This is a genomic window from Nocardioides sp. NPDC004968, assembly GCF_040608935.1.
Lineage (GTDB): Bacteria > Actinomycetota > Actinomycetes > Propionibacteriales > Nocardioidaceae > Nocardioides.
On the sequence record NZ_JBEXJF010000007.1, the window covers coordinates 80,871 to 107,163 of the forward strand.

18 protein-coding genes are annotated in these 26,293 nt (G+C 69.0%); 6 read left to right on the top strand and 12 right to left on the bottom strand.

Annotated features, from left to right (window positions below; genetic code table 11):
• Window positions 1–1,950 precede the first annotated feature (1,950 nt).
• From ABZU72_RS10330 to ABZU72_RS10350, 5 genes are all read right to left on the bottom strand, one after another.
• Window positions 1,951–2,565, bottom strand: coding sequence for a nitroreductase family protein (locus tag ABZU72_RS10330; protein WP_355018770.1), 615 nt, complete (start codon window positions 2,563–2,565; stop codon window positions 1,951–1,953).
• A gap of 53 nt (window positions 2,566–2,618) precedes the next feature.
• Window positions 2,619–3,254 (bottom strand): YitT family protein, encoded by a 636-nt coding sequence (locus tag ABZU72_RS10335; RefSeq protein ID WP_355018771.1) that lies wholly within the window; start codon window positions 3,252–3,254, stop codon window positions 2,619–2,621.
• Window positions 3,255–3,339: 85 nt separating this feature from the next.
• The gene (pntB, locus tag ABZU72_RS10340; RefSeq protein ID WP_355018772.1) at window positions 3,340–4,740 is read right to left on the bottom strand and encodes a Re/Si-specific NAD(P)(+) transhydrogenase subunit beta; all 1,401 of its coding nucleotides are present in this window, start codon (window positions 4,738–4,740) and stop codon (window positions 3,340–3,342) included.
• A gap of 12 nt (window positions 4,741–4,752) precedes the next feature.
• Entirely contained in the window at window positions 4,753–6,294 is a 1,542-nt protein-coding gene (locus ABZU72_RS10345; RefSeq protein ID WP_355018773.1) for a Re/Si-specific NAD(P)(+) transhydrogenase subunit alpha, read from the bottom strand.
• A 212-nt stretch (window positions 6,295–6,506) separates the two neighbouring features.
• Entirely contained in the window at window positions 6,507–7,508 is a 1,002-nt protein-coding gene (locus ABZU72_RS10350) for an aldo/keto reductase (protein WP_355018774.1), read from the bottom strand.
• 102 nt (window positions 7,509–7,610) lie between these two features.
• Here ABZU72_RS10350 and ABZU72_RS10355 point away from each other — a divergent pair, with 102 nt between their 5' ends.
• Entirely contained in the window at window positions 7,611–8,465 is an 855-nt protein-coding gene (locus ABZU72_RS10355; RefSeq protein WP_355018775.1) for a helix-turn-helix transcriptional regulator, read from the top strand.
• Here ABZU72_RS10355 and ABZU72_RS10360 read toward each other — a convergent pair.
• Together ABZU72_RS10360 and ABZU72_RS10365 are read right to left on the bottom strand one after the other, a co-directional pair.
• Window positions 8,437–9,636 carry a glycosyltransferase gene (locus ABZU72_RS10360; RefSeq protein WP_355018776.1) on the bottom strand — a complete coding sequence of 400 codons (1,200 nt, stop codon included), beginning with the start codon at window positions 9,634–9,636 and terminating at the stop codon, window positions 8,437–8,439. The genes ABZU72_RS10355 and ABZU72_RS10360 overlap by 29 nt on opposite strands.
• Window positions 9,633–11,639 (bottom strand): glycosyltransferase family 39 protein, encoded by a 2,007-nt coding sequence (locus ABZU72_RS10365; RefSeq protein ID WP_355018777.1) that lies wholly within the window; start codon window positions 11,637–11,639, stop codon window positions 9,633–9,635. The genes ABZU72_RS10360 and ABZU72_RS10365 overlap by 4 nt, the downstream gene beginning before the upstream one ends.
• 439 nt (window positions 11,640–12,078) lie before the next feature.
• Here ABZU72_RS10365 and ABZU72_RS10370 point away from each other — a divergent pair, with 439 nt between their 5' ends.
• From ABZU72_RS10370 to ABZU72_RS10385, 4 genes are all read left to right on the top strand, one after another.
• Window positions 12,079–13,353 (top strand): DUF222 domain-containing protein, encoded by a 1,275-nt coding sequence (locus tag ABZU72_RS10370; RefSeq protein WP_355018778.1) that lies wholly within the window; start codon window positions 12,079–12,081, stop codon window positions 13,351–13,353.
• Window positions 13,354–14,096: 743 nt separating this feature from the next.
• On the top strand, window positions 14,097–15,446 hold the full coding sequence (locus ABZU72_RS10375) for an FAD-dependent oxidoreductase (RefSeq protein ID WP_355018779.1): 1,350 nt from the start codon (window positions 14,097–14,099) through the stop codon (window positions 15,444–15,446).
• A gap of 123 nt (window positions 15,447–15,569) precedes the next feature.
• Window positions 15,570–16,331, top strand: coding sequence for a Clp protease N-terminal domain-containing protein (locus ABZU72_RS10380; protein ID WP_355018780.1), 762 nt, complete (start codon window positions 15,570–15,572; stop codon window positions 16,329–16,331).
• Between the two features lie 84 nt (window positions 16,332–16,415).
• Window positions 16,416–17,405: a hypothetical protein gene (locus ABZU72_RS10385; protein WP_355018781.1), complete on the top strand. Its 990-nt coding sequence runs from the start codon at window positions 16,416–16,418 to the stop codon at window positions 17,403–17,405.
• Between the two features lie 57 nt (window positions 17,406–17,462).
• Here ABZU72_RS10385 and ABZU72_RS10390 read toward each other — a convergent pair whose 3' ends face one another.
• From ABZU72_RS10390 to ABZU72_RS10405, 4 genes are all read right to left on the bottom strand, one after another.
• Window positions 17,463–18,356, bottom strand: coding sequence for a dioxygenase (locus ABZU72_RS10390; RefSeq protein WP_355018782.1), 894 nt, complete (start codon window positions 18,354–18,356; stop codon window positions 17,463–17,465).
• The gene (locus ABZU72_RS10395; RefSeq protein WP_355018783.1) at window positions 18,356–19,408 is read right to left on the bottom strand and encodes a maleylacetate reductase; all 1,053 of its coding nucleotides are present in this window, start codon (window positions 19,406–19,408) and stop codon (window positions 18,356–18,358) included. Before ABZU72_RS10395 ends, ABZU72_RS10390 begins: the two co-directional genes overlap by 1 nt.
• A gap of 24 nt (window positions 19,409–19,432) precedes the next feature.
• Entirely contained in the window at window positions 19,433–21,223 is a 1,791-nt protein-coding gene (locus ABZU72_RS10400; RefSeq protein WP_355018784.1) for an FAD-dependent monooxygenase, read from the bottom strand.
• 118 nt (window positions 21,224–21,341) lie between these two features.
• The gene (locus ABZU72_RS10405) at window positions 21,342–24,836 is read right to left on the bottom strand and encodes a BTAD domain-containing putative transcriptional regulator (protein WP_355018785.1); all 3,495 of its coding nucleotides are present in this window, start codon (window positions 24,834–24,836) and stop codon (window positions 21,342–21,344) included.
• Between the two features lie 184 nt (window positions 24,837–25,020).
• Here ABZU72_RS10405 and ABZU72_RS10410 point away from each other — a divergent pair, with 184 nt between their 5' ends.
• Entirely contained in the window at window positions 25,021–25,278 is a 258-nt protein-coding gene (locus tag ABZU72_RS10410; RefSeq protein ID WP_355018786.1) for a hypothetical protein, read from the top strand.
• A 38-nt stretch (window positions 25,279–25,316) separates the two neighbouring features.
• Here the strand turns inward: ABZU72_RS10410 and ABZU72_RS10415 are convergent, their stop codons facing one another.
• Window positions 25,317–26,201: an alpha/beta fold hydrolase gene (locus tag ABZU72_RS10415; RefSeq protein ID WP_355018787.1), complete on the bottom strand. Its 885-nt coding sequence runs from the start codon at window positions 26,199–26,201 to the stop codon at window positions 25,317–25,319.
• Window positions 26,202–26,293 lie beyond the last annotated feature (92 nt).

Sequence of the window (26,293 nt, forward strand, 5' to 3'; positions counted from 1 at the left end):
GAGCACCAGCAGCGCGACCAGTCCGACGACCAGTGCCCAGTCGGCCCGCGCGCGTACCCCGGCGGCGGTGGCCGAGGCGTCCTCGAGATAGCCGTTGTTCAGGTCGGCTCGAGCACTGGCCGCGCCCACGTCGAGGAACAGCACCAGCTCACCGAGCTCGGTCAGCGGGTTCTGCATGCCCTCGACGTCGGCGGTCGCGTCACCGACCTCGGTGATCACCTCGGCGGTGCGGGGCAGCGTGGTGGCGAGCTCGTGATACCGGTCGTCCTCGTTGGCGCCCTCGTAGGCCTCCTTCGCCGCGGCCGGCACCGGCAGATCGGCCTTCTCGGCCGCCTCCTGGACTGCGGCGGCATCGGCGTTCGCCTCACCGATCAGGCCGACGACACCGTCCACGTCCTCGAAGGTCCACGCGGCCATGACGTCGCGGAGACCCAGCGGCGGCAGCCACTCGCCGTTGACGCGGTCGATCTCGGCGTACGTCTTGCGGGCCTCGGCCCTGGGCTCGAGCTGTTTGGCCTCGGCGCGGGTGAGCACCCAGTTCTTCAGCGGCTTCTCCGGGGAGGCGTCGGTGTCATACCGCTGCACGATGTCGAGGAAGAGGCGCCAGTCGACCGGGCCGCTGGTGATCTCGTCATCGGCGGCGTCGTACCCGCTGCGGCCGTCGTAGACGTCGTCGACCACATGGGTCAGCTCCTCGTCGGAGAGGTCCGCGAGCATGGCCGAGACGGCTGTGTAGGCAGCCGGGTAGCCGTACGCGTCCTTCTCCTGGCTCCAGCCGGCGGCATCCCAGGTCAGGAGGGGGAACGCGGCCTTGCTGCGACGCTTCACCTTGCCGTACTTCTGCCCTTTGGCGCCGACCTTCTCCGTCGCGTGCTGGGCGACGAGCTCGGTCAGGCCCTCGCTCAGCCAGCGGCCCTCGACGATGTCGGGGTTGATCCAGGCGTGGGTCATCTCGTGGTAGAGGATCGCCGTGTCCAGGTCCTCGGAGACGACGATCTCGTCGGCGTCGGAGTCGAACCAGGCGTAGCCGACCGCCTCCGCCGAGCCGTCCTCACGAATCGTCTCCAGCCCACCGGGCCACTCGTTGCCGGTCAGCTCCTCCAGCACCGGCATGCCCTCGGTGACCCGCTTCTCGGCGAAGTCGATCCACTCCTTGTCCTTGGGGAAGCTCTGCAGCGACAGCTTCGTGTCGCCGACCTTGATCTTCTTCTCGTCGAAGGCCTTGGGGTCGCGGGCGGAGACGCCGGCGTCGACGAAGTCGCCCTCGGAGTGCCAGGTCGTCGTCTTGCCCTTGGTCCGCTTGCTGAAGTCGCCCGAGGAGGCGGTGAACGTCATCGACTTCGGCAGCACGACGTCGACGGTCACCTGCCCGTCGTCACCGAGGCCGATCACGGGGAAGACGGCGTACCCCTCGCCGATCCGGGTGTGGTTCTTCTTCGCCCGGATCGGGGCGCCCTTCAGCTCGTACGTCCAGGTGATCGTGCGTGACTTGCCGTAGTAGAGGTTCGGGAAGGACACCGTCACCACCGCGAGACCGGTGCCCTTGATCTTCTCGGTACTCACCGGGAGGTTCGCGCCGTTGCTGGTCGCCCTCACCTTCGTCGCCCCGGCCGGGATCGGGATCGCGTGGCCGGTCAGGAAGTAGTAGGTAGTGGCCGTGCTCGGCTGCTGGTTGGTGACGGTGACCTCGGCCTTCACCTTGACGGTCTTGGCCTTCTCGTCGAGCACATAGCGGGTGCGCGAGGACTCGCCGACACCGTCGTTGGGCGCCGCGACCGCCGCCGGCGCGGTCGTCACCAGACCAGCGCCCAGCACCCCCAGCACGAACACAGCTGCCACGACGCGCCGGAGTCGACCTGTTGCCTGACCGTTCTCCACCCAGGAACCTTAGACCGATGCCCCGATGGGTACGTCCTTTTTAAAGCCTTCCGGGACGGATGCCCCGGGGTATCAGACCCACGGCGTGCCCCATTTGTCGGCGAAGGCGATCTCCTCGAGCGGCCGCCGGACGCGCTCGCGCTCCTCGCGCTCGGCGTCGCGCGGGTCGACCTGCGCGGGGTCGCCGTGGAGGCCGACCGCGATCCCGGTCATCACCTTCCACCAGTCCGGTACGCCGAAGGCCGCTGCCACGGCATCGTGGTCGAACCCGGCGAACTGGTGGGAGGAGAGGCCGAGGGAGGCGGCCTGGACGGTGAGATGAGCGGCCGCCTGACCGAGGTCGTAGTGGGAGTAGTCCGACCACTTCGGGCCGTTGCCGTCCGGGCCCACCCCGACCTGGGAGATCGCGACGAACACGGCCGATGCCCGCGGCACCCAGCCGGAGTTGCCGCGCGAGAGGTGGCTCACGAACGTCGCGTGACCGGCGGACCCCCGGGGCAGCACCAGGAACGACCACGGCTGGCTGTTGCCCGCGCTCGGCGCCCACCGGGCCGCCTCGAGGAGCACCCTGATCTCGGCGTCGGCGAGCTCGTGGGCCGGGTCGAAGACACTCACCGACCAGCGGTCACGCAGGTGCTCGGTCAGGTCCTCGGCGCCGGCCTGGGGCGCGCGCTTCGCGGCAGTCATGCCTCTATTCTGCAATGTCGACCGACTTGGAAGACAAACGTCTCAGGGCAGCGTCAGGCGAGGTAGCGGCCGGGCCGGTGGTTGAAGGCCAGGATGATGTTGAGGACGACCGCGCCGAGGGCGGAGAGGAGAACGGTCGCCGGCGAGACGACGAAGAGCGCGAGCAGGATGACGCTGACGTCGAGGCCCATCTGGACGTACCCGGCCCGGAGGTTGAGCCGCTCCTGCAGGAGCAGGGCGAGCACGTTGAACCCGCCCAGCGAGGCACCGTGGCGGAAGATCACCAGGAGCCCGAGGCCGACGAGCAGGTTGCCGGCCACGACCCCGTAGACGGTGTCGAGGCCCTCGAGCGGAAGCAGGTCGGCGTGGACCCGGGTCATCGCCGAGACCGCGATGACGCAGCCGAGCGACCGGAGGGTGAACCCGATGCCCTTCTTGGAGAGCGCGAGCCCGAAGAAGGGCAGGTTGACCAGGACGAACAGCACCTCGAACGGCAGCCCGGTCCAGTAGCTCACCAGCAGGCTCAGTCCGGCGGTGCCGCCGGTGACCGCTCCGACCGACTGGATCAGGTAGAGCCCCAGCGAGGTCACCACGATGCTGGTCACGTAGCCGAGCGCGTCCTCCAGCAACGTATGGGGGACGCGGATCGACTCGAGGGAGTCTGTAAACGGCTCGGACACGACACTCATTCTGGGTGTCGTGCCCGAGCCGTGCAGAATTCACCAGGGCGAGACTTGCGTCACGTTTCCGCTGGTCAGGTGTTGTTTATCCAGGTCAGGCAGGCACCCGGGCGAGGGCGTTGACGATCTCGTCGACCTTGGTCTTGGCGTCGCCGAAGAGCATCTGCGTGTTCTCCCGGAAGAAGAGCGGGTTCTGCACACCGGCATAGCCCGCGGCCATCGACCGCTTGAAGACGACCACGTTCTTGGCCTCCCACACGCGCAGGACAGGCATGCCGGCGATCGGGCTGGTGGGGTCCTCGGCGGCGGCCGGGTTCACGGTGTCGTTGGCACCGATGACCAGGACGACGTCGGTCTCGGCCAGGTCGTCGTTGACCTCGTCCATCTCCAGGACGATGTCGTAGGGCACCTTGGCCTCGGCCAGCAGCACGTTCATGTGACCCGGGAGACGGCCGGCGACGGGGTGGATGCCGAAACGTACGTCCACGCCCTTGTCCCGCAGGATCCGGGTGAGCTCGGCGACCGGGTACTGCGCCTGGGCGACGGCCATGCCGTAGCCCGGGGTGATCACGACGGAGGAGGCACCGGCAAGGAGCTCGGCGGTGTCCTCGGCGTTGATCTCGCGGTGCTCGCCGTAGTCGACGTCACCGGCAGGCCCGGCCTCGATGCCGAAGCCACCGGCGATCACCGAGATGAACGAGCGGTTCATGGCCTTGCACATGATGTAGGAGAGGTACGCACCCGAGGACCCGACCAGGGCACCGGTGACGATCAGCAGGTCGTTGCCGAGGAGGAACCCGGAGGCGGCCGCGGCCCAGCCGGAATAGCTGTTGAGCATCGAGACCACGACCGGCATGTCACCGCCACCGATGGAGGCGACCAGGTGCCAGCCGAGCGCCAGCGCCACGACGGTGACCGCGATCAGCAGCGGGAGCGTCGGGTTGATGACGTAGACGACCGTCAGGATCACGAAGACGACCAGGGCGCCGATGTTGATGACGTTCTTTCCGGGCAGCATCAGCGGCGCCGACTTCATCCGCGCGGAGAGCTTGAGGAATGCGACGATCGAGCCGGTGAAGGTGACCGCACCGATGAAGACGCCGATGAAGACCTCGGCCGAGTGGATGGCTCCACCGTGGACGTGGCCGGCAGCGGCCTCGAGGTGGCCGTTCCAGCCGATCAGGACGGCCGCGAGACCCACGAAGGAGTGCAGCAGCGCGATCAGCTCGGGCATGCCGGTCATCTCCACGACCTTGGCACGCCACAGGCCGATGACCGCACCGACCGAGACAGCGACGACCAGCACGATCACCGCGGTGGTGGTGCCGCCGTCGACGACCTGAATGACGGTCGCGACCAGCGCCAGCGTCATGCCGCCCACGCCGTAGAGCCAACCCTGCGAGGCGGTCTCGTGCTTGGACAGACCTGCCAGCGACAGGATGAAGAGGAGGGCGGCGACGAGGTAGGCCGCACCAGCGATCGAGAAGATATCCATGACGTACTTACCTCAGGCCTTCCGGAACATCGAGAGCATGCGGCGGGTCACGGCGAAGCCACCGAAGATGTTGATGCTCGCCAGCAGCGTGGCGATGCCCGCGAGCACGAGCACCACGTTGTCAGCGACGGTGAGCTGCAGCAGGGCGCCCACGACGACGATCCCGGAGATCGCGTTGGTCACCGACATCAGCGGGGTGTGCAGCGCGTGGTGCACGTGGCCGATCACGTAGAACCCGATCACGATCGACAGCGTCAGCACGGTGAAGTGGCGGGTGATCTCGGCCGGAGCGACCGCGTTGAGCAGGAAGAGAGCGAGCGCACCGGTGCCGACCAGGGCGAGCTTGGCGGAGGCAGAGAGCGGCTTCTGAGTCTCCTTCACCGCCACCTCGGCCGGAGCTGCCGCGGCCGGAGCCGCGGAGACCTGGACCGGCGGGGGCGGCCAGAGCACGCCGCCGTCGTGCACGACGGTCAGGCCGCGCTGGACCTGGTCCTCGAGATCGAGGGCGAGTACGCCGTCCTTCTCCGGGGTCACCAGCTTCATCAGGTTCACCAGGTTGGTGCCGTAGAGCTGGCTGGACTGCGCGGGAAGACGCGCGGGGAGGTCGGTGTAGCCGATGATCGTGACGCCGTTGGGGGTGGTGACGACCTCGTCCTTCACCGTGCCCTCGACGTTGCCGCCCATCGCGGCCGCCATGTCGACGATGACCGAACCGGACTTCATGCTCGCCACGTCGGCCGCCGTGATCAGCTTCGGCGCCGGGCGGCCCGGGATCAGCGCGGTCGTCACGATGATGTCGACGTCCTCGGCCTGCTCGGAGTAGATCTCCGCGGCGCGCTGGTCGTAGGCCTCCGAGGTCGCCTTGGCGTAGCCGTCGGTCGACTTCTCGACCTCGACCTCGACCTTCAGGTATTCACCGCCGAGCGACTTGACCTGGTCGGCGACCTCCGGACGAGGGTCGGTGGCGCGCACGATCGCGCCCAGCGAGCTCGCCGCACCGATCGCGGCCAGACCGGCCACACCGGCACCGGCCACGAGCACCTTCGCCGGCGGCACCTTGCCCGCCGCGGTCACCTGGCCGGTGAAGAAGCGGCCGAAGTGGTGGGCCGCCTCGACCACGGCGCGGTAGCCCGCGATGTTGGCCTGGCTGGAGAGGATGTCCATGGACTGTGCCCGCGAGATGCGCGGCACGGCGTCCATCGCGAAGGCGTCGACCTTGCGGGCGGCCAGGGCGTCGAGCAGCTCGCTGTTCTGCGCCGGCGCCAGCGGGGCGACCAGGGTGGCGCCACTCTTCAGCAGCTCGACCTCGCCGACGGAAGGCGCGTTGACCCGGAAGACCAGGTCGGCACCCCACGCGTCGGCGGCCGTGCCGATGCGGGCGCCGGCCTCGGCGTACGCCTCGTCCTTGAAGCTGGACGCCTCTCCGGCTCCACCCTCGATGACGACGTCATAGCCCAGACCGGTCAGTTGTTTGACGGTCGTGGGGGTGGCCGCTACCCGGGTCTCCCCGGCCGAACCTTTGACCAGCGTCTCTCGGGTCACTCCGATGAGCATCCTCGACTCCTTGGGTCTAGCTGCGCAGTGTCTTCAGTCTCCAGCATGGTGGGATCCCGGTCAGCCGATCAGCGCGTGACCGATTCATGACCGGCGGGGGTCCGGAACCCCACCGTGCTGGTTACTGGCCGGTAACGGTAGGGCAGATCAGCAGGTGGACACCAGGCTTGGCCGGTTGTATCGGTCCAATACCTGTGGTCTTCCTCACGTCCTCACAGCTCGCTGTCGAGCTGCGCCATGAACTGGGTCGGGTAGCGGTCGCCGCGGGCGGCGCCGACGGGCACGGCGGCGTCGATTCGAGTGAGATCGGCGTCGTCGAGGGTGACGTCGTTCGCACCTGCCATCGACTCGACCTGGCTGACCCGGCGAGAGCCGATGACAGGGACGATGTGCTCGCCGCGGGCGGCGACCCAGGCGATCGCGAGCTGGGCCAGGGTGACGCCCTTGGCCGCGGCGATCTCCTCCAGGGTGGTGAGCAGCGCGCGGTTGTGGTCGAGGTTGTCGCCCTGGAAGCGCGGCATGTGGGCGAGCGAGCCACCGAGGGTGCCACTACCGCCGATCAGGCCGCGGCCGAGGACGCTGTACGCGGTGATGCCGATGCCCAGCTCACGACAGGTGTCGAGGATGCCGTTGGTCTCGATCCCCCTGCTGAGCAGGGAGTACTCGATCTGCAGGTCGCTGATCGGGGCCACCGTGGCAGCCCGCCGGATCGTGTCGGCGCTGACCTCGCTGAGCCCGATGTGGCGTACGTATCCCGCCTCCACGAGCTCTTGGACCGCGCCCACGGTCTCCTCGATCGGCACCTGCGGGTCGAGACGGGCGGGGCGGTAGATGTCGACGTGGTCGGTGCCGAGACGCTGGAGGGAGTAGGTCAGCGAGGACCTGACCGCCTCGGGCCGGCCATCGAAGCCGGCCGGCATCCCGACCGGGGTGAGCAGTGCGCCGAACTTCACCGAGAGCACCACGTCGTCGCGATCACGCTCGCGCAGCGCCCGGGCGATCAGCATCTCGTTGTGTCCGGCGCCGTAGAAATCGCCGGTGTCGATCAGGGTGCCGCCGGCGTCGAGGTAGGCGTGGATGACGCGTACGCCCTCCTCGTCGTCGACCTCGCCGTAGGCGCCGGAGAGGCTCATCCCGCCCAGCGCGGGGGAGGTGACCGTGGGGCCGTTCTTGCCGAGCTGTCGGCTGCTGAACTTGATGTTGTGGGTCGTCATGACGTCCAGCGTGCGGCCCTCGACGGACCCTCGGGAGGCACGGCACATCCAGGGACGAGCCGTCCCTGGATAACCGGACGCCACCGACGGAGGATGAGGAGCGTGACCGACCGCCGTGAGCTCGCCGACTTCCTCCGCCGTCGCCGGGAGTTGCTCCGGCCCTCCGATGTCGGCCTCCCGGCCGGGTTACGGCGGCGTACGCCTGGACTTCGGCGGGAGGAGGTCGCCTCGCTCGCCGGGGTCTCGACCGACCACTACACGCGGCTGGAGCAGGCACGCGGGTCGGCGCCGTCGGAGTCGGTGCTCTCCGCGATCGCACGGGCGCTGCAGTGCGATCTCGACGAGCGCGACCACGTCTTCTACCTCGCCGGGATGACGCCGCCTCTGCGGCGGGCGGGCCATTACGTACGTCCCGGCCTGATCGCCCTCGCCCGGCGGCTGACCGACATCCCCGTCGTGATCTGCACCGACACCGGCGAGATCGCCTGGCTCAACCCGCTCGCCACCACGCTGCTTCCGCCGCTGCCCGACGGGCCCGGCCGGGACCGCAACCTGGTGTGGCGCTGGTTCACCGAGCCCGACCGCCGGCCGGCGCCGCGGGAGGACTGGGACCGGATGTCGGCGAGCCACGTGATGGATCTGCGGGCGACGTACGCCCGGCGGGCCGGCGACTCCGACATCAGCTCGCTGGTGCACGACCTCCTCGCCGCGAGCGAGGAGTTCCGCGGGCTGTGGGAGCAGCACCAGGTCGGCGTGCGGCGTGCCGACCTGAAGACGTTCATCCATCCGGAGGTCGGCCCGGTCGCCGTGCGCTGCGAGGTCCTGCTCACCGAGGAGGCCGACGTGAAGCTGCTCGCCTACTTCCCGGCCGAGGGCACCGATGCCGCGGAGAAGCTCGAGCTGCTCCGCGTCATCGGCTCCCAGCGGCTCACGAGCGCGGACTCATCACCCACCTGAGGGCGATGAAGCGGATCAGCGTTGCCGCGGCGTTGGCGGCCACGAGCACGACGATCTCGATGGCTCGCGCGGGTGTCGGCGCGGCCACGTGGAGGAGCGCGAGCGATCCCGAGGTCAGTGCCAGCCCGACCCCGAAGGCGGCCAGCCCGGCGACGTGATGCTTCACCGCGCCCTGCCGCGCGGTGATCCCGAAGGTCAGCCGGCGGTTGGCCGCGGTGTTGGCGACCGCGGTCACCAGGAGCGCGATGAGGTTGGCCGCCTGCGCTCCGACGGCGGTGCGGAGGAGGACGTAGAGGAGCAGGTACGCCAGTGTGCTCATCACCCCGATGGCGCCGAACCGGATCACCTGAGCCGCCAGGCTCGGGCTGCGGACGGGTCCGGGAGGACGTACGCCACTGAGGTCGATCCGGCCGCTGACCAGCCCGAACAGCAGCCGGCGGATCCCATCGAGATCCTCCTTGACCGTCTTGACGATGTCGACGCGCGAGTCGGGGTCGTCGACCCAGTCGACCGGCACCTCGTGTACGCGCAGCCCGGCCTCGGAGGCGAGGACGAGCAGCTCGGTGTCGAAGAACCAGCTGTCGTCCTCGATCAGCGGGAGCAGCTTCTCGGCGACGTCGCGGCGGAGCGCCTTGAAGCCGCACTGGGCGTCGGTGAACTCCGCGGACAGGACACCGCGCAACAGCAGGTTGTAGCCCTTGGACAGGAAGTCGCGCTTCGGGCCCCGCTCGATCCGGCTACCGCGGGCCAGCCGGGACCCGATCGCGACATCGGAGTGGCCCGAGAGCAGCGGGGCGAGCAGGGGCGGCAGCGCCCGCAGGTCGGTGGAGAGGTCGACGTCCATGTAGCCGACCACCTCCGCCCGCGAGGTGGACCAGGCCGCCCTGAGCGCTCTGCCCCGGCCCTTCTGGTCGAGGTGGATCGCGCGGACCCGGGTGATCTCGGTCGCGAGCCGCCCCGCGATCTCCCAGGTGCCGTCGGTGCTGGCGTTGTCGGCGATCGTGATCGTCGTGGAGTAGGGCAGGGTGCGCAGGTAGCCGTCGAGATGGCGTACAGACTCCTCCAGGCCCGTCTCCTCGTTGTGGACCGGGATCACCAGGTCGATCGTCGTCAGCAGTCGCTTCTCGTCGACGACCCGCAGTCCGCTCGCGAGTGTCGTGTCCGCGGTCATGCGGCCCCCTCGGTCAAGTCGTAGACCGTGGAGCTGCCGATCGTGGTCTGGGTGAAGTTCTCCTCCACCCAGGCGCTGATCTGGGAGGCGCTGGAGGTCTCGTCGCTGTTGCCTCCCCGGGCGCCCATCCCGCCCATGCCGCCGCCGGCGATGAAGTAGTGGATCTCGCCGTTGGCGACGTACTCCTGGAACTGCTCGAGCGTGATGCTGTTCGAGGTGCCGTTGAAGCCACCGATCGCCATCACGGCCTCGCCGGTCTCCAACTGGAGGCCGGCCGCGGTCTGGGAGCCGATCGTCGCGGCCACCCAGGTGTAGTTGCCGGCGTTCGTGCTGACCGCCTCGGCGAGCTCCTCGTCGACGTTGCCACCGCCCATCATTCCGCCTCCGCGGGTCCCGCCGGGCATGCCGTCGGGCAACCCGCCGCCAGGCGTCTGCGGCATCTGGCCGGTCGGCGGGGTCCCGTTCTGGGCCTGAGGACCGGGGCCGCCGCCGGCACCACCGGGGCGACCACCGCCCATCCCGCCCATGCCGCCGCCCTCGTACGGCCCGGCCGTCACGATCGAGCCGGTATGGGCGGTGCCGATCGTCTGGATCGCGTACGCCGCAGGACCGAGGCCCACAGTCACGGCTGCCGCCGCGAGGACCGCCGCAGCTGCCCGGCGGGTGAGCCTGTCCGCGAAGACGAACGCGGCAGCGACGCCGAGACCGATGATCAGGACGGGCCAGCGCAGCGCGTCGTACGGCTGCTCACCCGACTGCCCGAGGAGCACCCAGCCCCACACGGCGCTGCCGGCCATCGCTACCGCCAGGGTGATCCGGGCGAAGAGGCTGTCACGGTCGCGCCACATACTGCGCCATAGGACGGCCGCGCCGACGACCGCGGTGATCGCGATCCACGGAGCCAGCGCGACCACGTAGTAGTCGTGGTAGATGCCCTCCATGAAGGAGAAGACCAGGCCGGTGACGAGCATCGTGGCGCCGCTGAGCATCAGCGCGGCACGGGTCAGGTCGGTACGCGGCGACTTGCGCAGCGCGACGAGCCCGGTGACGAGGAGGAGCAGTGCCGCCGGGAGCAGCCAGGAGACCATGCCGCCGGAGACGCCCTGGAAGAGCCGCAGGATCCCGGCCGCGCTGGAGAAGCCGGCGTTGCCGAGGCCGCCGTAGTCGCCGCCGTTGAGCCGGCCGACGCCGTTGTAACCCAGCGTCAGCTCGAGGAGCGAGTTGCCGGTCGAGCCGTCGATGTAGGGGCGCCATGACTCGGGGATGAGCTCGACGATCGCGATGTACCAGCCGGCGCTCGCGACCATGGCGACGAAGCAGGCGATGCCGTGGGTCATCCTCCTGCCGAACGATCCCTTGCCCGCGATCAGGTAGACGACCGCCATCGCCGGGATGATCAGGAACGCCTGCAGCATCTTGGTCAGGAAGCCGAAGCCGAGCAGCACACCGGCCAGCACCATCCACCTGCCCTTGCCGGTCTCGATCGCCTTGAGCGTCGAGAACCCGGCACCGACCAGCAGCAGGAGCAGCAGCGCGTCCGGGTTGTTGAACCGGAACATCAGCGCCGCCGCCGGGGTCAGCGCGGTCAACGCCCCCGCCGCGACCGCCGCCTGCCACGGCGCGACCTTCTTCACTATGGCGAAGACGAGCCCGACGGTCCCGACACCCATCAGCGCCTGCGGCACCAGGATGCTCCACGAGGACAGTCCGAAGAGGCGTACGGACAGGCCCATCACCCACAGCGACGCCGGCGGCTTGTCGACCGTGATCGAGCTGCTCGCGTCGAGCGCCCCGAAGAACCACGCCTTCCAGCTCTCGCCGCCGGCTTGTGCGGCGGCTGAGTAGTACTGATTGGCGTATCCAGACTCCGACAGCGTCCACAGGTACGCGGCTGCTGTCAGGGTCAGCAGAATTATGAGTGATGTGCGCTCGGGGGTTGGGCGCCATCTCGTTGTCGTTTTCGCTGGCGATGTTGCCGTGGGTGGGTCGAGGAGTTGGGTCATGACGGCCACGCTCGGGGGTGGGTCTGTGATCGTTGTTTTGTCCGGCTGTGAGGGGCCTATGGGCTGCTGTTTCTTCTTGGTTGGTGTGAGCCGCCGACCCGTTCTTTGAGGGTCTCTCGATCTGGACCGGCGTCAAGGACGGGCCTTCGGCCCGCCGGCTTCGCCGGCCGCTTCGCGGTCCTGGACTCCGGACCAGATCGAGAAAGGACTTGGCTGGCTATCGGGGCGGCGGCCCGGGTGTGGCGCAGCGGAATCGTTGCTCGAAAGGTCGGGGTCGAGGGGTGCGCGGGTGGCCTTCGGGCCACTTACCATCCACAGATGCTAGGCCGTTCGCTCACCGCTAAAACGGTGCTTGACCTGGGAAAATAGATAGCCAGGGACGGGCTGGAGGCGTAGAATCAGACTCATCACAGCACACCTCTGAAGGGGAGGATGGGCGATGAGTCTCGGCCGCTCGATCGACCACTGGGGCACCAACCCCGGCGACGCGATCGACGCAGCCTTGAAGGCCATCGAGACCGCCCTCCAAGACCTGCTGGCCACCGATCCCGCCTACTGGCGCACCGAGCAGAAGAAGGACCTGCTGGAACGCTTGGAGAAACTCCAGGCTCAGCAAGCCGCGCTGAAACTCCGAGTGCTCGCGTCCGCGGGCGATATCGCTGAAGAGACCGGTGCCAAGGATGCGTCGGGGTGGATGCGCGTTGAGTTGTTGGTCGACAAGGCCGTGGCTCGGTCGCAGATCAAGCTCGCCGCCGGTGTCGCGGAGTACGACCTCGTTGCCGCTGGTCTCGCTGAGGGTGTCGTGTCCCAGGACAAGGCGAGGGTGATCACCAAGGCGCTCGACAAGATCGCGGCCGACCCGATCGCGAGTGCCGAGGACCTGGTGTTGGCTGAGAAGCTGCTGGTCGACTACGCCACCCGGTTGACGGCCAACGAGCTCCGCATCGTCGGCAAACGGATCCTGGCCGAGATCGACCCGGTCCGGTTCGAAGACGCCGAAGCCAAAGCACTGCTGGCCGAAGAAGAACGCGCCCACCAGAAGACCGCCCTACGGGTCTGGGACAACCACGACGGCACCATCGGCTTCGACGGCGTCTTGCCGGTCTCGATGGGAATGAGATTCAAGCGACTGGTCGAGGCCTACGCCCAACCCCGCAAACAGCAGCTGGTCGCCAAGGGCGCGCCCCTGCCCCCGTGGGAGCGACTCATGGGCCAGGGCTTCTCACGACTGTTGGAGACCGTCGACCCCGCCGCGCTGCCCCGCCATGGTGGCGACGCGACCACCATCAACGTGGTGATCTCCCTTGAGGAGCTCCGCAAGGACCTCGGCATCGCCACCCTGGGCTACGACGAGACCAACGGCACCACCATCTCAGCGGCCGAGGCACGGCGGATGGCGTGCAACGCCACCATCATCCCCTGGGTGTTGGGCGGGGACGGCCAGGTCCTCGACGCCGGCCGAGACAGCCGGTTCTTCCAACCGATCCAGCGCAAGGCGATGCGGTTGCAGCAGAAGTGCTGCCAGGCCGAGGGCTGCGACATGCCACCCGAATGGTGCGACGCCCATCATCTCGAACCCTGGGCCGCAGGCGGGAAGACGGATCTCAAAGACGGGGCACTGCTCTGCCCGCATCATCACCGCCTGGCCCACGCACCTGGCTACACCCATGAGCGACTACCGGATGGCACGATTCGGTTCACCCGCCGCCCCTAACCGGCTGGGCCGAGACTCTTTCGACTCCACGCTCGCCGTTTCCCCACTGACAGGGACACCTCCCCAATGCAGTGAAGGTTCGCCACCCTCCGGAGGATGGGGAACCTCCGCGTACGTGGGGGAATCTTCGGATCAGTGGAGAACTCGTGCCCCTGCAGGCACCGCACCCGACCCCTGTCAAAGGCGCCGGCGCGCTTGTGAACGGTTCACAAGGTCCCGTCCACTGCCGTAGGCGCCCACGAGGCACCGAGCCACCCGCACACGGCCGGCCACAGCCCCAAGCCCGCACCCAACTGAATCCGCTGCGCCACACCCTCGCCGCCGACCCGATACAGGCCAAATCTTTCTCGATCGCGCGCCGGGTCAAGGATCGCCGGAGGCGACCGGCGAAGCCGGCGGCCGAAGGCCGTCCTTGACGCGGTGCGCGATCGAGAAACAATCGAACCAAGGGTCGGCGGCGAAACACTGAAACGAAACCACGGCAACTTCCGCGCGCCCTCCCGAGACCAAACCAAGGACTCGACAAAGCTCGACCACCGAAACCAGCACCCAAAGAACCACGACCCGACGCGCCGTACGTGTCCGAGATCACGTTCCCAGACACACCCAAGACAAGAACACATTCTAGGATTGAGCGTGAACCCCACGCACGACCTCGTAACCACCTGGTGGAACGGATTCGGAGGGTTACACGACCCCCTTTAGGCTTGCCTTAGTACATCCACGGAAGGTTGAACTCCCTTATGCGTGACATCCGCGTTGCGATCGTCGGTGCCGGCCCGGCCGGCATCTACGCTGCCGACATCCTCACGAAGGAGCACCCTGGTGCGCGCGTCGACGTCATCGAGCGCCTGCCTGCTCCCTACGGCCTGGTTCGCTACGGCGTGGCTCCTGACCACCCGCGAATCAAGGAGATCATCAAGGCTCTGAAGCGCGTCCTGAACCAGGACAGCATCCGCTTCATCGGCAACGTCGACTTCGGCACCGACCTCAAGCTCGACGACCTGCACCGGTTCTACGACGCCGTCATCTTCGCCACCGGCGCGATGGCCGACCGCGAGCTCGACATCCCGGGGATCGACCTGCCCCAGTCCTTCGGTGCGGCCGACTTCGTCAGCTGGTACGCCGGACACCCCGACGTCTCCCGCGAGTGGCCCCTGGACGCCGAGGAGGTCGCTGTTCTCGGCGCCGGTAACGTCGCGCTCGACGTCGCCCGCATGCTGGCCAAGCCCGCCGACGAGCAACTGGTCACCGAGATCTCCGACAACGTCTACCAGGGTCTGAAGAAGAACCCGGCCAAGACGGTCCACGTCTACGCTCGCCGCGGCCCGGCGCACATCAAGTTCAGCCCGATGGAACTGCGCGAGCTCTCCCACTCTCCCTCGGTCGACGTCGTCGTCGAGGAGGAGGGCTTCGAGATCGACGAGGCCGGCGAGAAGGCGATCCAGAGCCACAAGGCGACCAAGCTGGTGGCCGACATCCTCCTGAAGTACATGGAGGCGCCCGCCGGCGACAAGCCCCACAAGATCGTCATCCACATGATGCAGAACCCCGTCGAGATCCTCGACGAGGACGGTCAGGTGGTCGCGCTGCGCAGCGAGAAGACCGAGTACAACGGCGACGGCACCGTCACCGGCACCGGCGAGTTCACCGACACCCCGGTCCAGGCCGTCTACCGGGCCGTCGGCTACCTCTCCGAGGCACTCCCCGATGTGCCCTTCGACAGCGAGAACGGCGTCATCCCCAACGCCGGCGGCCGAGTGCTCGACCTCAACGGCGAGCACATCAACGGGACGTACGTCACCGGGTGGGTCAAGCGCGGACCGGTCGGCCTCATCGGCCACACCAAGTCCGACGCCAAAGAGACCATCGACAACCTCCTCCACGACCTCGACAAGCTCAAGCCTGCCGAGTTCGGCTCGACCGCGGCGGTCCTCGAGCACCTGTCCGGCAAGGGCGTCGAGTTCACCACCATCGAGGGCTGGGAGAAGCTCGACAACCACGAGCGGTCCCTCGGCGAGGCCCAGGGCCGCGAGCGGATCAAGGTCGTCCCCCGCGACGAGATGATCCAGATCTCCAACCACTGCCACTGACGCACGACGTACCCAGCGGGCCGGCCATCCACACGGATGACCGGCCCGCTGGCATTTCGCCACAGCCGCACGCATCGTCAACTCTAGGTTGACGCCGACGCATCGTCAACCTAGAGTTGACGCATGACGACTCCTCGCGATGCAGACCCTGGCCTCAAGGCCGTACGCCTCGACACCCTGATCGACTCGATCAAGCAGGCTCGGACCGAGCCCCTGGACCAGCTGGCCGACGCGATGGTGGTCGGCGAGCACCTGGGCGAGGTGGCCGACCATCTGATCGGACACTTCGTGGACCAGGCCCGCCGCTCCGGTGCCTCCTGGACCGAGATCGGGACCCGGATGGGGGTGACGAAGCAGGCGGCTCAGAAGAAGTACGTCCCCAAGGCCGGCGAGGCGGCGCTCGACCCGAACGCCGGGTTCGCGAAGTTCACCCCGCGTGCCCGCACGGTGGTCGTCGCCGCCCAGGGGGAGGCACGGAAGGCCGCGAACGCGGAGACCGGCGTACCTCACCTCGTGCTCGGCCTCCTCGCCGAGCCGGAGGGCGTCGCGGGCCACGCGATCAGGGCCCAGGACGTCACCCTCGACGCCGTGCGCGCCGCGGCGACCGCGGCCACTCCCGAGCCCTACGGCGAGGTCGGGGAGATGATCCCGTTCACCGCCGACGCCAAGAAGGTGCTCGAGCTGACCTTCCGCGAGGCCCTGCGGCTCGAGCACTCCTACGTCGGCACCGAGCACATCCTGCTCGCCCTCCTCGAGTACGAGGACGGCGCCGGGATCCTCCATGAGGCCGGGATCGAGAAGGCGAGCACCGAGCAGACCATCGCCTCGATCCTGGAATCGCTCCAGGTCGACTTCGCCGCCGCCGACAGCGCCGCCCAGGAATAGCCTGGGCCAGGATGGGCTACCTGATCTGAGGGACCGCCGGTACGTGCGAGCAGCACGCGTCGGCGGTCCCGATACGTTCCGAGGATGTCCCGCTGCTTCGCCCGACTCGTACTCGGCATCGTCCTGGCCGTCGCGGTCCTCAACGTGCCCGCCGCAGTGACGGCACCCTCGGCGGAGGCGGCCTGTCGGCCGGCGCTCAAGTCGCTGACCCTCGCGAGAAGCAGTGTTGCCGGAGGGTCGTCGACCACCGCCACTATCCGGCTCACCTGCCGGACTCCCAGGCGCGCCAAGGTGCAGCTGTGGGCCAGCACCGGCGTCCGGGTCCCGGCGTACGTCTATGTCGCCGGCGGCCGGAGCACGCGCGCTTTCACCGTCCGGACCTCACCCACGACGGTCCGCAGCAGCGGCAGGATCAAGGCGGTCTACCGGCAGGTGGTACGCCGCGCGACGCTCGTCCGCACGGCGACCCCGTGCTACCCGACGCCGGTGCCCACCGCGGTGGCGTTGCCCGCCTACGTCCACGCCGGCCAGAGAGCCACCGGGACGGTCACCCTCGACTGCGTCGCCAAGACGTCGCTGGCGGTGAGCCTCACCTCGAGCTCGTCCTGGGTCACGGTCCCGGGCACGCTCACGGTCCAGGCCGGGCGCCGTACGGCGTCGTTCACCGCGGCCACGAAGGCGCCGGCCACCGGGACCCTGCCCGCGTTCAACGTGACGATCAGGGCGACCCGGAACCGGAAGAGCGCCGCCCGCGTGATGCAGGTCCGGCCGGAGATTCGGTCCTTCCGGCTCGGCGACCAATTCACCGTCAACGAGCCGGTCCTGACACCCGAGGGGTCGGACGGCTGGGTGCGGGGAACCCTCCGGATCACGCTGGACCATCCGGCGCCGCCGGGTGGGCTCGACGTCAAAGGCTCGATCGTTCCCGAGGGCGGGACCTGGACGGACGTGAGGATCGATCTCGACTCGTATCCGCCCGACTCCCGCGTGACCGACCACCTCACGATCACCGACTCCGCGGACAACGTCCTTCTCGACGAGGACTTCACCTACATCGTCCATCCGGCACCGTGAGGGGGTCCCTGGCGTGCCGAGGCAACACCCCTGTGCCCGAAGCACGCCAGGGACGACTCAGGCGCCGGCGGGCGCGAGGACGATGTCGAACCGCACCTTCGACCAGGTGCCGTCGACGTCCCGACCGTCCGGGGTCGGCGTCCCGGCGGCCTGCCGCTCGAACTTCTTGATCAGCGACTCCTTGACCCCGAACACGGTGTCCTTCCAGCCGATCGGGTCGCCCTCGGGGAAGATGTGGGTGACCAGCGTGCGGCAGCCCTCGTGGGTGACCATGAAGTGCAGGTGCGAGGCGCGCAGCGGCGAGCGCCCGACCGCGGCCAGCATCTTGCCGACGGGGCCGTCGTCGGGGATCGGGTACGGCGTGGGCGTCAGCCCCCAGAACCGGTAGGCGCCATCGGCGTCGGTGAACAGGTGCGCCCGAGCAGCCCGCGCGCCGGCATCGCGCTGGACGTCGTAGAGCCCGTCCTCGTCCGCCTCCCAGACCTCGATCTTGCCCCCGACCAGCGGTTTTCCATCGGTTCCGGTGACCGTACCGGTGACCCAGCACGGCTCACCCGGGGCACCGAAGGCCATGTCTCCGCCCAGCTCGATCGCCGGCGAGTCCTCCACGAAGAACGGCCCGAAGACCGTGGCCTCGGTCGCATCGGCGTACGCCTGGTTGTTGATGTTGATCGTCTGCATCGAGGCGCCGAGGGTGTCGGAGAGGAGGATGAACTCCTGGCGTACGTCGTCGGTGATGTGGCCGGCCTTGGTCAGGAACTCGATGCCCGCGGCCCACTCGTCCTCGGTGAGGCGTACGTCGCGGATGAAGGCGTGCAGGTGACGCGTCAGTGAGACCATGACCTCCTTCAGGCGTGGGTCCTCGCAAGCGTCGAAGGACGCGACGACGGTGTCGACAAGGGTCTGCTCGACCGCCTGCTGCTCCGGCGATACGCCAGCTACGTCGCTCATCAGCTCTCCTCTCCCGCCCACGCCGCGGTCAGCAGCGCGGTCAGGTTCTCCTCGGTGACCGGGGTCGGGTTGTTGTCAGGGATCGCGGCCATAATCGGCGCGACCGCCTTGGCTATGCCGTCCTCGGGCATGCCGTAGTCCTCGAGCGCCTTCGGCGCCGAGAGCGTCGTACGCAGCTCCGCCAACCCCGCCACGGCGCTCGCCGCGCCGAAGGCCGCCGCGATCCGTGCCTCCGCCTCGGGGGCGGACGGCGCGTTGAAGGCGAGCACGTGCGGGAGCACAACCGCGTGGGTCTGGGCGTGCGGCAGGTTGAACATGCCGCCGAGCACGTGGCAGATCTTGTGGTGCATCCCCGAGCCGGCGGATGTGAACGAGACCGCCGCCAGGTAGGCCCCGTAGAGGGTCTGCTCGATCCCCTCGATGCTCTCCGAGTCGGCCTTGACCAGGGGGAGTCCGGCGGCGAGCCCCCGGATCCCCTCCGCGGCGTTGACCTGGTCGATGGGATCCACCCGCGGGCCCCACATCGCGTCGACGCAGTGCGCGAGCGCGTTCAGGCCGCTGGCGACGGTCATCTCGCCGGGCAGCGTCGTCAGCAGCGAGGCGTCGTAGACGACCGACCGCGGCAGGACGCGGGCGTCGATACCGGTCGTCTTGGTCTCGCCCGTGGTCAGGCCCCAGACGTTGGTCGCCTCGGAACCGGCGTACGTCGTCGGGACCGCAACGATCGGCAACCCCGTGGTGAGTGCGACGGCCTTGGCCAGGCCGGTGGTCGAGCCACCGCCGACGCACACCAGTGCGTCGACGGCGGCCTCGGCCGCTCGCTCGCGAGCCCGCTCGGCGACCTCGACCGGCACGTGCATCACGACCTCGTCGTGGCGCAGCGCGACCGGTACGTCGGCCGTCACCCGGGCGGCGAGCTCGGCCTCGCGCGCGCCGGCGATGACCATCACCCGCCGTGCGCCGAGCTCGTCGATCTCTGCTGCCACCGCAGCGGGCGCCTCGCCGGTGGCGAAGCGGACCCGCTGCGGGAGCGACTCATGCGTGAACTTCATGGTTCCCCCCGCTCAGCCGGACGATCAGGCCTTGCCCAGCAGCGTCGCGACCGCCTCGCCCAGCGCGGCGCCGGGGTCGCCGGGAAGCGACATGGAGCGCCAGGCTATGTGCTTGTCGGGGCGTACCAGGATGGCGCCCGACTCCTCGACCTCGCGGAGCTTGGCCCAGTCGAAGTAGAGGTCGGTGACCGGCCGGCCCGGGCCGATGACGACGGTCTGGAGCGGGATCCCGAACTTCGTCCGGGCCGCCTCCGCCGCGTCCTCCCACGCCTCGCCGGCGACACCGGTGATCAGCGTCCACTTCGTGTAGGGGGCGAGGTCGAGCATCGCCTGCTTCTCGACGTTGTCCCCGACCCAGGCGTGCGGCAGGTGAGCACCCGGCGAGGTCGACATCCGGTGGTAGAGGTCCTCGTCGTCGGTCGGCGCCGGGCGGGTGCCGTCGGAGACGATCGCGTTGGACTCGTAGAACTGGCCGAGCTCGACGCCGTGGGCGTTGAACTCGTAGTTCTTGCGCTCCATCGCGGTGACCAGCGCGGCGCGCTTGGCCGCACCCTCGGGAGTGTTGGCCTTGCGCTCCTCGATGGCCTTGGCCATCTCCTCGCCCTCGAGGCCGACCACGCCGAGCGCCTCGAAGAGCTCGCCGAACTCGCGCGCGGACTGGTTGGCGCGGGTGACGATCCGCTTAGCCACCGGGGCACGCTCGGCGGAGTAGGACTCCAGCAGCGAAGTCTCCGCGTAGCCCTGGAGCACCGCGGCGAGCTTCCAGGCCAGGTTGTACGAGTCCTGGATCGACGTGTTCGAGCCGAGACCGTTCGACGGCGGGTGCCGGTGGATGGCGTCGCCGGCGCAGAAGACGCGGCCCTTCTGGGCATGGGTCGCGTACATCTCGTTCACGCCCCACAGCGAGTAGCCGGTCACGTCCGGCTCCAGGTCGGGCATTCCGAGCAGGTCGCGGATGACCTTGACCGCGTACTCCTCGGTCAGCTCCGGCGGCGGCTGGTTGATGTCGTAGCCCCACACGATCAGCCACTCGTCCCAGGGGCGGACCATGCGGACCAGGCCGGTGCCGATGCCGCCGACGTTCGAGCCCGGCTGGATGACCCAGTAGAGGACGGACGGGCGGTGGTCGACGAGCTCGGAGAGGTCGGCCTTGAAGGTGATGTTCATCGACCCGGCGATGTCCATCGCGCCCTCGAGCGGCAGGTCGATGTCGGCGCCGACCTGGGTGCGGGCGCCGTCGGCGCCGATGAGGAACTTCGACCGGATCTTGTACTCGTGGCCGGTCAGCCGGTCGCGGGCGATCGTGGTGACGCCCTCGTCGTCCTGGGTGTGGCTGAGGTATTCGGTGGAGAACCGGGTCTGGGTGCCGCGCTCGGTCGCGTTGCGGACCAGGATCGGCTCGAGGTACGTCTGCGGGATGTCGACGGTCAGGCACGGCGAAGCGAGCTGGTAGTCGGCCTCGCGGTCCGGGCGGGTGCCCCAGGTGCGGATGCGGCCGATCTCCTCGCCGGCGATGCTCGTGCAGAAGACGGTGTCACCGACGAGCTCGTGCGGCGTCGCGTCGGCGAGCACCTGCTCCTCGATGCCCAGGTCGCGGAAGATCTCCATCGCGCGCTGGTTGGTGATGTGCGCCCGCGGGGTGTTCGCGGTCCAGCGGTACTTCGTGATCATGATGTTGTCGACACCAAGCTCGCTCAGGAAGAGCGCGGCGGACGCGCCGGCCGGGCCGGATCCCACGACGAGGACGTCGGTGGTCACGACATCCTCGGTCTCGGGGACCTCGGTCTCTTTCTGGCCGTCGTCGAAGACTGGCATGTTCCTCACCTTTCCGAGGCCGCGGCGGGGTGTGGGATCGCAGCCTCAGGGCGAGTCTTGCGGCCCGCTCGGGCCGCTTCAAAGGTGGGGTCGCGGGTTGGCGGAAATGCGTACGCGACTAGGGCGTCGCCGGCTGATCCGCGTCGGGCGCGGTCAGGGCCACCACCGCTCGCTCGATGGGCTTGGCGCCCATCTTCCGGGCCAGTTGGAGCGCCTGCTCGAGCATGGCGTCCGTCTGGCTGGACTGCCCCGTTCTCGCGGTCGCCTCGGCGCAGCGCCACGAGGCGACAGCCTCTTCCCAACCCCAATGGGCGTTGGCGCAACGGTCGAGGGCGGTGTGCCAGAGATCGACCTCGTCGTCGCTTCGTCGACAGCGAGCTGACTCTGCCTCGAACAGCGACCGCAGTTCGGGTTGGTCTGCGAACGGATCCCAGGGAAGCAACTCCGCTTCCTCGAGCAGCCTCTCGAGCAGACGCTGCCCGCGACCTGTCGACCCGGTTCCCGAGGATTCGATCGACGCCAGGTCCGCAGCGGCCCACGCACCGAACCGAAGCAGCTCGGCGGCTGTGTCCGGGTAGGTGCGGTCGAGTCGGAGATGGTCGAGGACCACCTGTCCTGCTTGCTCAGGTCTGCCGTGGCTGATCAAGTGCTCCGCGCAGGTTCTTGCGCCGATCAGGCCGACCATGGACAGGAAGTCCGGGAGCAGTTCCTCGGCACGTTGCAGGTGCTGGTCCGCTTCGTCGAGTCTCCCCAACCGGCAGGCGAGGCCACAGCTCACCAGCCTGGCGGCCACACCGCTGCTCTTGGGGAGCCGAGCGGCCAGAATCTCCCGGAGCGAGTCGCGCGTTCCGGCCAGATCCCCTTCGCCCAGGGCGGCGTCTGCAGCGATGATGGCGAGCCAGGCTCCGGGCACCGGTGATCCGTGGGCCGCGACATCGCCGTAGGCCGACCATGCCACGCGTCGAGTCTCCCCCGGCCATTGCGTGAGGTTCGTCAGCCCCCACCCGGTCCGGGCGAGCAAGGCGGTATCGCCGATGGACAGCGCCAGCTCGTGGGCCCGCTCGGCGTCGCCCCGCTGTGACTCGTAGTAGGCGGCGCGGCCGCTGCCTACCACTGCAAACGTCTGGGCTTGGAGACCGACGGCTTTCGCGAGGTCCGTACCGCACCGAACGGCTGCCTCGAGTGCCTGCTCGGCATGTTCAGCGGCCGCTGGCAGTCCTCGCCAGTTTTCGGTCTCGGACAGGAGGCCCAGAGCCCGCACGTATTCCACGCTGTCGGGGAATGCCGATGCCAGGTCGACCGCCTCGCGGATTTCGACCATGGGCCGTTCCGAGGCGTGTCCGGAGTTGAACGCCGCGTCCCACCACAGGCACAGGATCTTCGAGGCCAGGAGGGGGTGCGTGGCTCGATCGACCAGCATGCGGGCGCGATCGAGCCAGTCGTACTCCGCATCGAAGTCGCCGGTCAACGCGGCCACCTCCGCCGCGCGGGTGAGCAGGAGGACCTGGTCGCCGACAGCCCGCCGGGTCGGTTCACCGGCCCTCGGCAGGAGCTCGATGACGCGCCTCAGGTGGGTCAGCTGCTCGGGGAAGACGCGCAGATGCTCCGCCAGCCCGGCCGTGGTCAGCGAGCAACGGACCGCCTCATCGACGGCACCCGCCCGTTCGTGGTGCAGGGCGAGGTCTCCCCAGCGGCGCATCTCCCCGGCCCGTGAGCCGCTGGGCGTGGTCAAGGTGGCGGCGATCGCCGCGTGCAGCGGAACGGCCTGCCCGGGGAGGAATGTGTCGTAGAGGACTTCGGCCAGCAGGGGGTGACGGAACCAGTAGCGGTCGTCGCGGTCGACCGTGACCACTCCGACGGCGGTCGCCTGCACCAGGCATCGGGACAGGGCCTGGCTGTCGAGTGCGATCAGGCCGGCCATGACGGCGTACTCGTCGAACGTCAGCGGTCGGCCGGCGACCGAGAGCAGTCGCGCGACCTCCTGGGCGTCCTGACCGAGCCGGCGCCACGCGGCCAGCAGTGCGTCCGCCAGGACGTCGGGGAGGGCCGCCGCAAGGGCTTCACTGCCCATGTCGAGGTCCTGCGCCAGCAGCTCGGTGAGGTACGCATTGCCCAAGGACCGGCCGTGGACCGCCTCCAGCAGCTTCAGGCTCGGCCTGGCGCCGAGCAGCGCGTTCAGCTGCTGTTCCGTCTCCTCGACGCTCAGGCGGCGGAGCCGCAGGTCCCGGACTCCGGGGAATCTGCGAACGTCGGCCAGCCACCCGTGCAGTCGATGCCTCGGATCGAGCTCCTCGTCGCGGACGGTCGCCATGACGACGAGGTCCTGGGCATCGAAGCCCGCGATCAGGTACGCCAGCAGGTCCAGCGACGAGACGTCTGCCCACTGCAGGTCGTCGATCACGAGCAGGGCGGGGCCGTGGGTCGCCAGTCGGACCAGGCCTCGCGCAATCTCCGGAAGGAGGCGTTGGGACTCCTCGCCTGCCGCCCCGACGAGCGAGGGGAGGACCGAGTCCAGTCGTGGCGCCACGGCCAGGAGGTCGGCTCGGGCTGTCGTCGATGCATTCGCCAGCCAGGCTTCCAGGGCCATCGCGAACGGGGCGTACGGCCACGAGGCAGCACCGAAGCGCGTGCACCGTCCCCACAGCACGTCGTACCCGAGATCCCGCGCCGTGTCGGCTGCCTCCGTGACCAACCGTGTCTTCCCGACGCCGGCCTCGCCATGGACGATCACGGCGCCCGGGGAGCCGTCGATCCCTCGTCTCAGCAGCTCTCCCAGTACCTGCAGCTCCTCCACCCTTCCGGCCAGCCGACGGTCCGGGGGCGCCCCGGGAATGTGTCGAGCGGTCCGCGGTGCCCGTGGCAGGGGGCTCGCGCTGACGGCAGCAGCCTCGAGGTCCGCGTCGTGGTTGAGGATGGCGGCTTCGAGCCGCACCACCTCCTCGCCCGGATCCAGCCCCAGCTGGTCGGAGAGGAGGTCGCGCAGGCGACGCAGCGCCTCCAGGGCCTCCGCCTGCCGATCGCTGCGGTACAGGGCGAGGGCCAGCTGCGCCCACCGGTGCTCGCGCATCGGTGCAGCATCGACCATCGCTCGTGCGCGAGGGACGATCTCGCGATGGCGGCCGGCGCGAAGCTCGCCCTCGATCAGCAGCTCCTCGGCGTCGTGTCGCAGCTCCTCGAGGCGCGCTGCCTCCTGCCGGCCCCGATTCCATTCCTCGAGCTCTGGGTAGGCAGACCCCCGCCACAGGCCCAGCGCAGACTCGAGCAGGTCGCGCGCCGCCGCCCAGTCGTCCTCGACGAGCGCCCGAGCCTGCTTCAGCAGCTCCTCGAACCGCTGGGAGTCCAGGGTCCCGGCCGGCACCGTCAGTCGATACCCGTTGGGCACGGTCCCGATCGCATCCGCTCCCAGCAGGCTGCGCAGGCGCGAGACGCAACCCTGGATGTTCTTGGCAGATGAAGCAGGCGGTCGGTCCCCCCAGAGGATGTCGGCAAGGCGGTCCACGCTGAAGGCCTCACCGGGTGCGGTGGTCAGGGCGGCCAGAACCAACCGATCACGGCCACCGACTCGACGCGGGTCGTCGTGCACGCTCAGGGGACCGAGAACCGCGATCTCCACATCACCACTGTCGACCGCGCCAGAGCGAGCGTCAAGCCGGTTCGGTTCGGCTGCGAGTGGCGGGCACTGGCGCCGGCGACGCGGTCGATACCGGCGCGATACCGAGCCCCGACCGCCGCGGTACCCGCTGATGTCACAAAGGAGATCCACACCGGGCCACCAGCCCACGACCCAAGGGAACGCCATGAACACCAGCAACACCCGCCGCGCCGTGACGAATCTCGCCGCTACCGCCGCCGTCGCGGGCGCACTTACCATCATGTCCGCAGTTGCGCCCACGACCGCCGGCGCGCACCCTGCCGACCCAATCCCCGACCCGACCACGCGTTGCGCCGAAAGCGTTGGATCCAGCATCGCGTCCATGGACATCGACCAGATCGTCACGATGTTGAAGGTGCAGAGGGCGAGGTACCTGATCGACCACCCGAGCCTCGTCCGCTGAGCGGCGGGGCACGTGGGACTCGACCCCGAGACGCGCGACTAGCGCGAGAGCCAGTCGAGGACCGCCGTGATCGTCGAGTCCGGCCTACGCGCCCACTTGAAGTGGTCGATGCCGGGCTCGTCGAGGTGGACCCTCGCGACGTCGAGCCCGGGCATCCGGCGCTGGATCTCATCGACAGTCGCGCTCGGGGCCAGCCAGTCGCCCTCGATGGAGACGATCAGCGCGGGCTTCTTCAACGCTCGCATCTCCACGGTGACGTCGCGGGCCGGACTGCCGAAGCGGAGCCGGCCGGTGCGGGCGTACCTGGCCCATTCCTTCATCAGGGTGCGGGCCTCGCGCCCGGCGAACTTGAGCTGCTTGCCCGGGAAGTGGCCGACGACGCGGCCGACGAGGCCCATCACCTGGCTCGCGACCAGGAAACCCGGGCCGTAGTTGCGCCAGTAGGGCGTCTGGGAGGCGACGTAGACCAGGCCGGCGACCCGGTCGGGGTGTAGCGCGGCGTAGGCGCTGGCGGCCTGGCCGCCGAGGCTGTGCCCGAGGACGTACGCCGCACCGGCCGAGGCCGGGATCAGCTCGCCGAGGCGGTCGTCGGCGGCGGCGATGTCGTCGACAAGGTCGGCGTAGCCGAAGTCGTAGGACCAGCCGGCGACCCGTCCGCCGAGCTCTTCGTGGCCACGCTGCTCCATCCGGCCGACGTTGATCCCCGCCTCCGCGAAGGCCACGATCAGCTTGTCGTAGTAGCCGGCCGGCATGCCCATCGCGGGGACGACCAGAACCGTCGGCGCCTCGGGGTCCGCCGCACGAACCACGGTCAGCGTGAAGCTGGTGCCCTCGGCACGCTCGATCGCATGGATCTCGGGGATGGCCGTGGGAGAGGACGTCGTCGCGCCTCGTCCGGTCGCTCCCTCGCTCGTCTCAGTCACTCCAGGAATGTTACCGGCCAGTACGCCATCGTGGACGCTTGACTCGGATTCTGGACTTGTGAGTCCAATTTTGCGGAGTCATCCTGTTTGGA

Coding starts and splice junctions, on each gene's coding strand:
- pntB (WP_355018772.1), bottom strand. CDS start 4,740: ATGGATATCTTCTCGATCGCTGGTGCGGCCTACCTCGTCGCCGCCCTC.
- ABZU72_RS10385 (WP_355018781.1), top strand. CDS start 16,416: ATGTCCCGCTGCTTCGCCCGACTCGTACTCGGCATCGTCCTGGCCGTC.
- ABZU72_RS10330 (WP_355018770.1), bottom strand. CDS start 2,565: ATGACTGCCGCGAAGCGCGCGCCCCAGGCCGGCGCCGAGGACCTGACC.
- ABZU72_RS10395 (WP_355018783.1), bottom strand. CDS start 19,408: ATGAAGTTCACGCATGAGTCGCTCCCGCAGCGGGTCCGCTTCGCCACC.
- ABZU72_RS10400 (WP_355018784.1), bottom strand. CDS start 21,223: ATGCCAGTCTTCGACGACGGCCAGAAAGAGACCGAGGTCCCCGAGACC.
- ABZU72_RS10390 (WP_355018782.1), bottom strand. CDS start 18,356: ATGAGCGACGTAGCTGGCGTATCGCCGGAGCAGCAGGCGGTCGAGCAG.
- ABZU72_RS10365 (WP_355018777.1), bottom strand. CDS start 11,639: ATGACCCAACTCCTCGACCCACCCACGGCAACATCGCCAGCGAAAACG.
- ABZU72_RS10350 (WP_355018774.1), bottom strand. CDS start 7,508: ATGACGACCCACAACATCAAGTTCAGCAGCCGACAGCTCGGCAAGAAC.
- ABZU72_RS10380 (WP_355018780.1), top strand. CDS start 15,570: ATGACGACTCCTCGCGATGCAGACCCTGGCCTCAAGGCCGTACGCCTC.
- ABZU72_RS10335 (WP_355018771.1), bottom strand. CDS start 3,254: ATGAGTGTCGTGTCCGAGCCGTTTACAGACTCCCTCGAGTCGATCCGC.
- ABZU72_RS10375 (WP_355018779.1), top strand. CDS start 14,097: ATGCGTGACATCCGCGTTGCGATCGTCGGTGCCGGCCCGGCCGGCATC.
- ABZU72_RS10345 (WP_355018773.1), bottom strand. CDS start 6,294: ATGCTCATCGGAGTGACCCGAGAGACGCTGGTCAAAGGTTCGGCCGGG.
- ABZU72_RS10370 (WP_355018778.1), top strand. CDS start 12,079: ATGAGTCTCGGCCGCTCGATCGACCACTGGGGCACCAACCCCGGCGAC.
- ABZU72_RS10410 (WP_355018786.1), top strand. CDS start 25,021: ATGAACACCAGCAACACCCGCCGCGCCGTGACGAATCTCGCCGCTACC.
- ABZU72_RS10360 (WP_355018776.1), bottom strand. CDS start 9,636: ATGACCGCGGACACGACACTCGCGAGCGGACTGCGGGTCGTCGACGAG.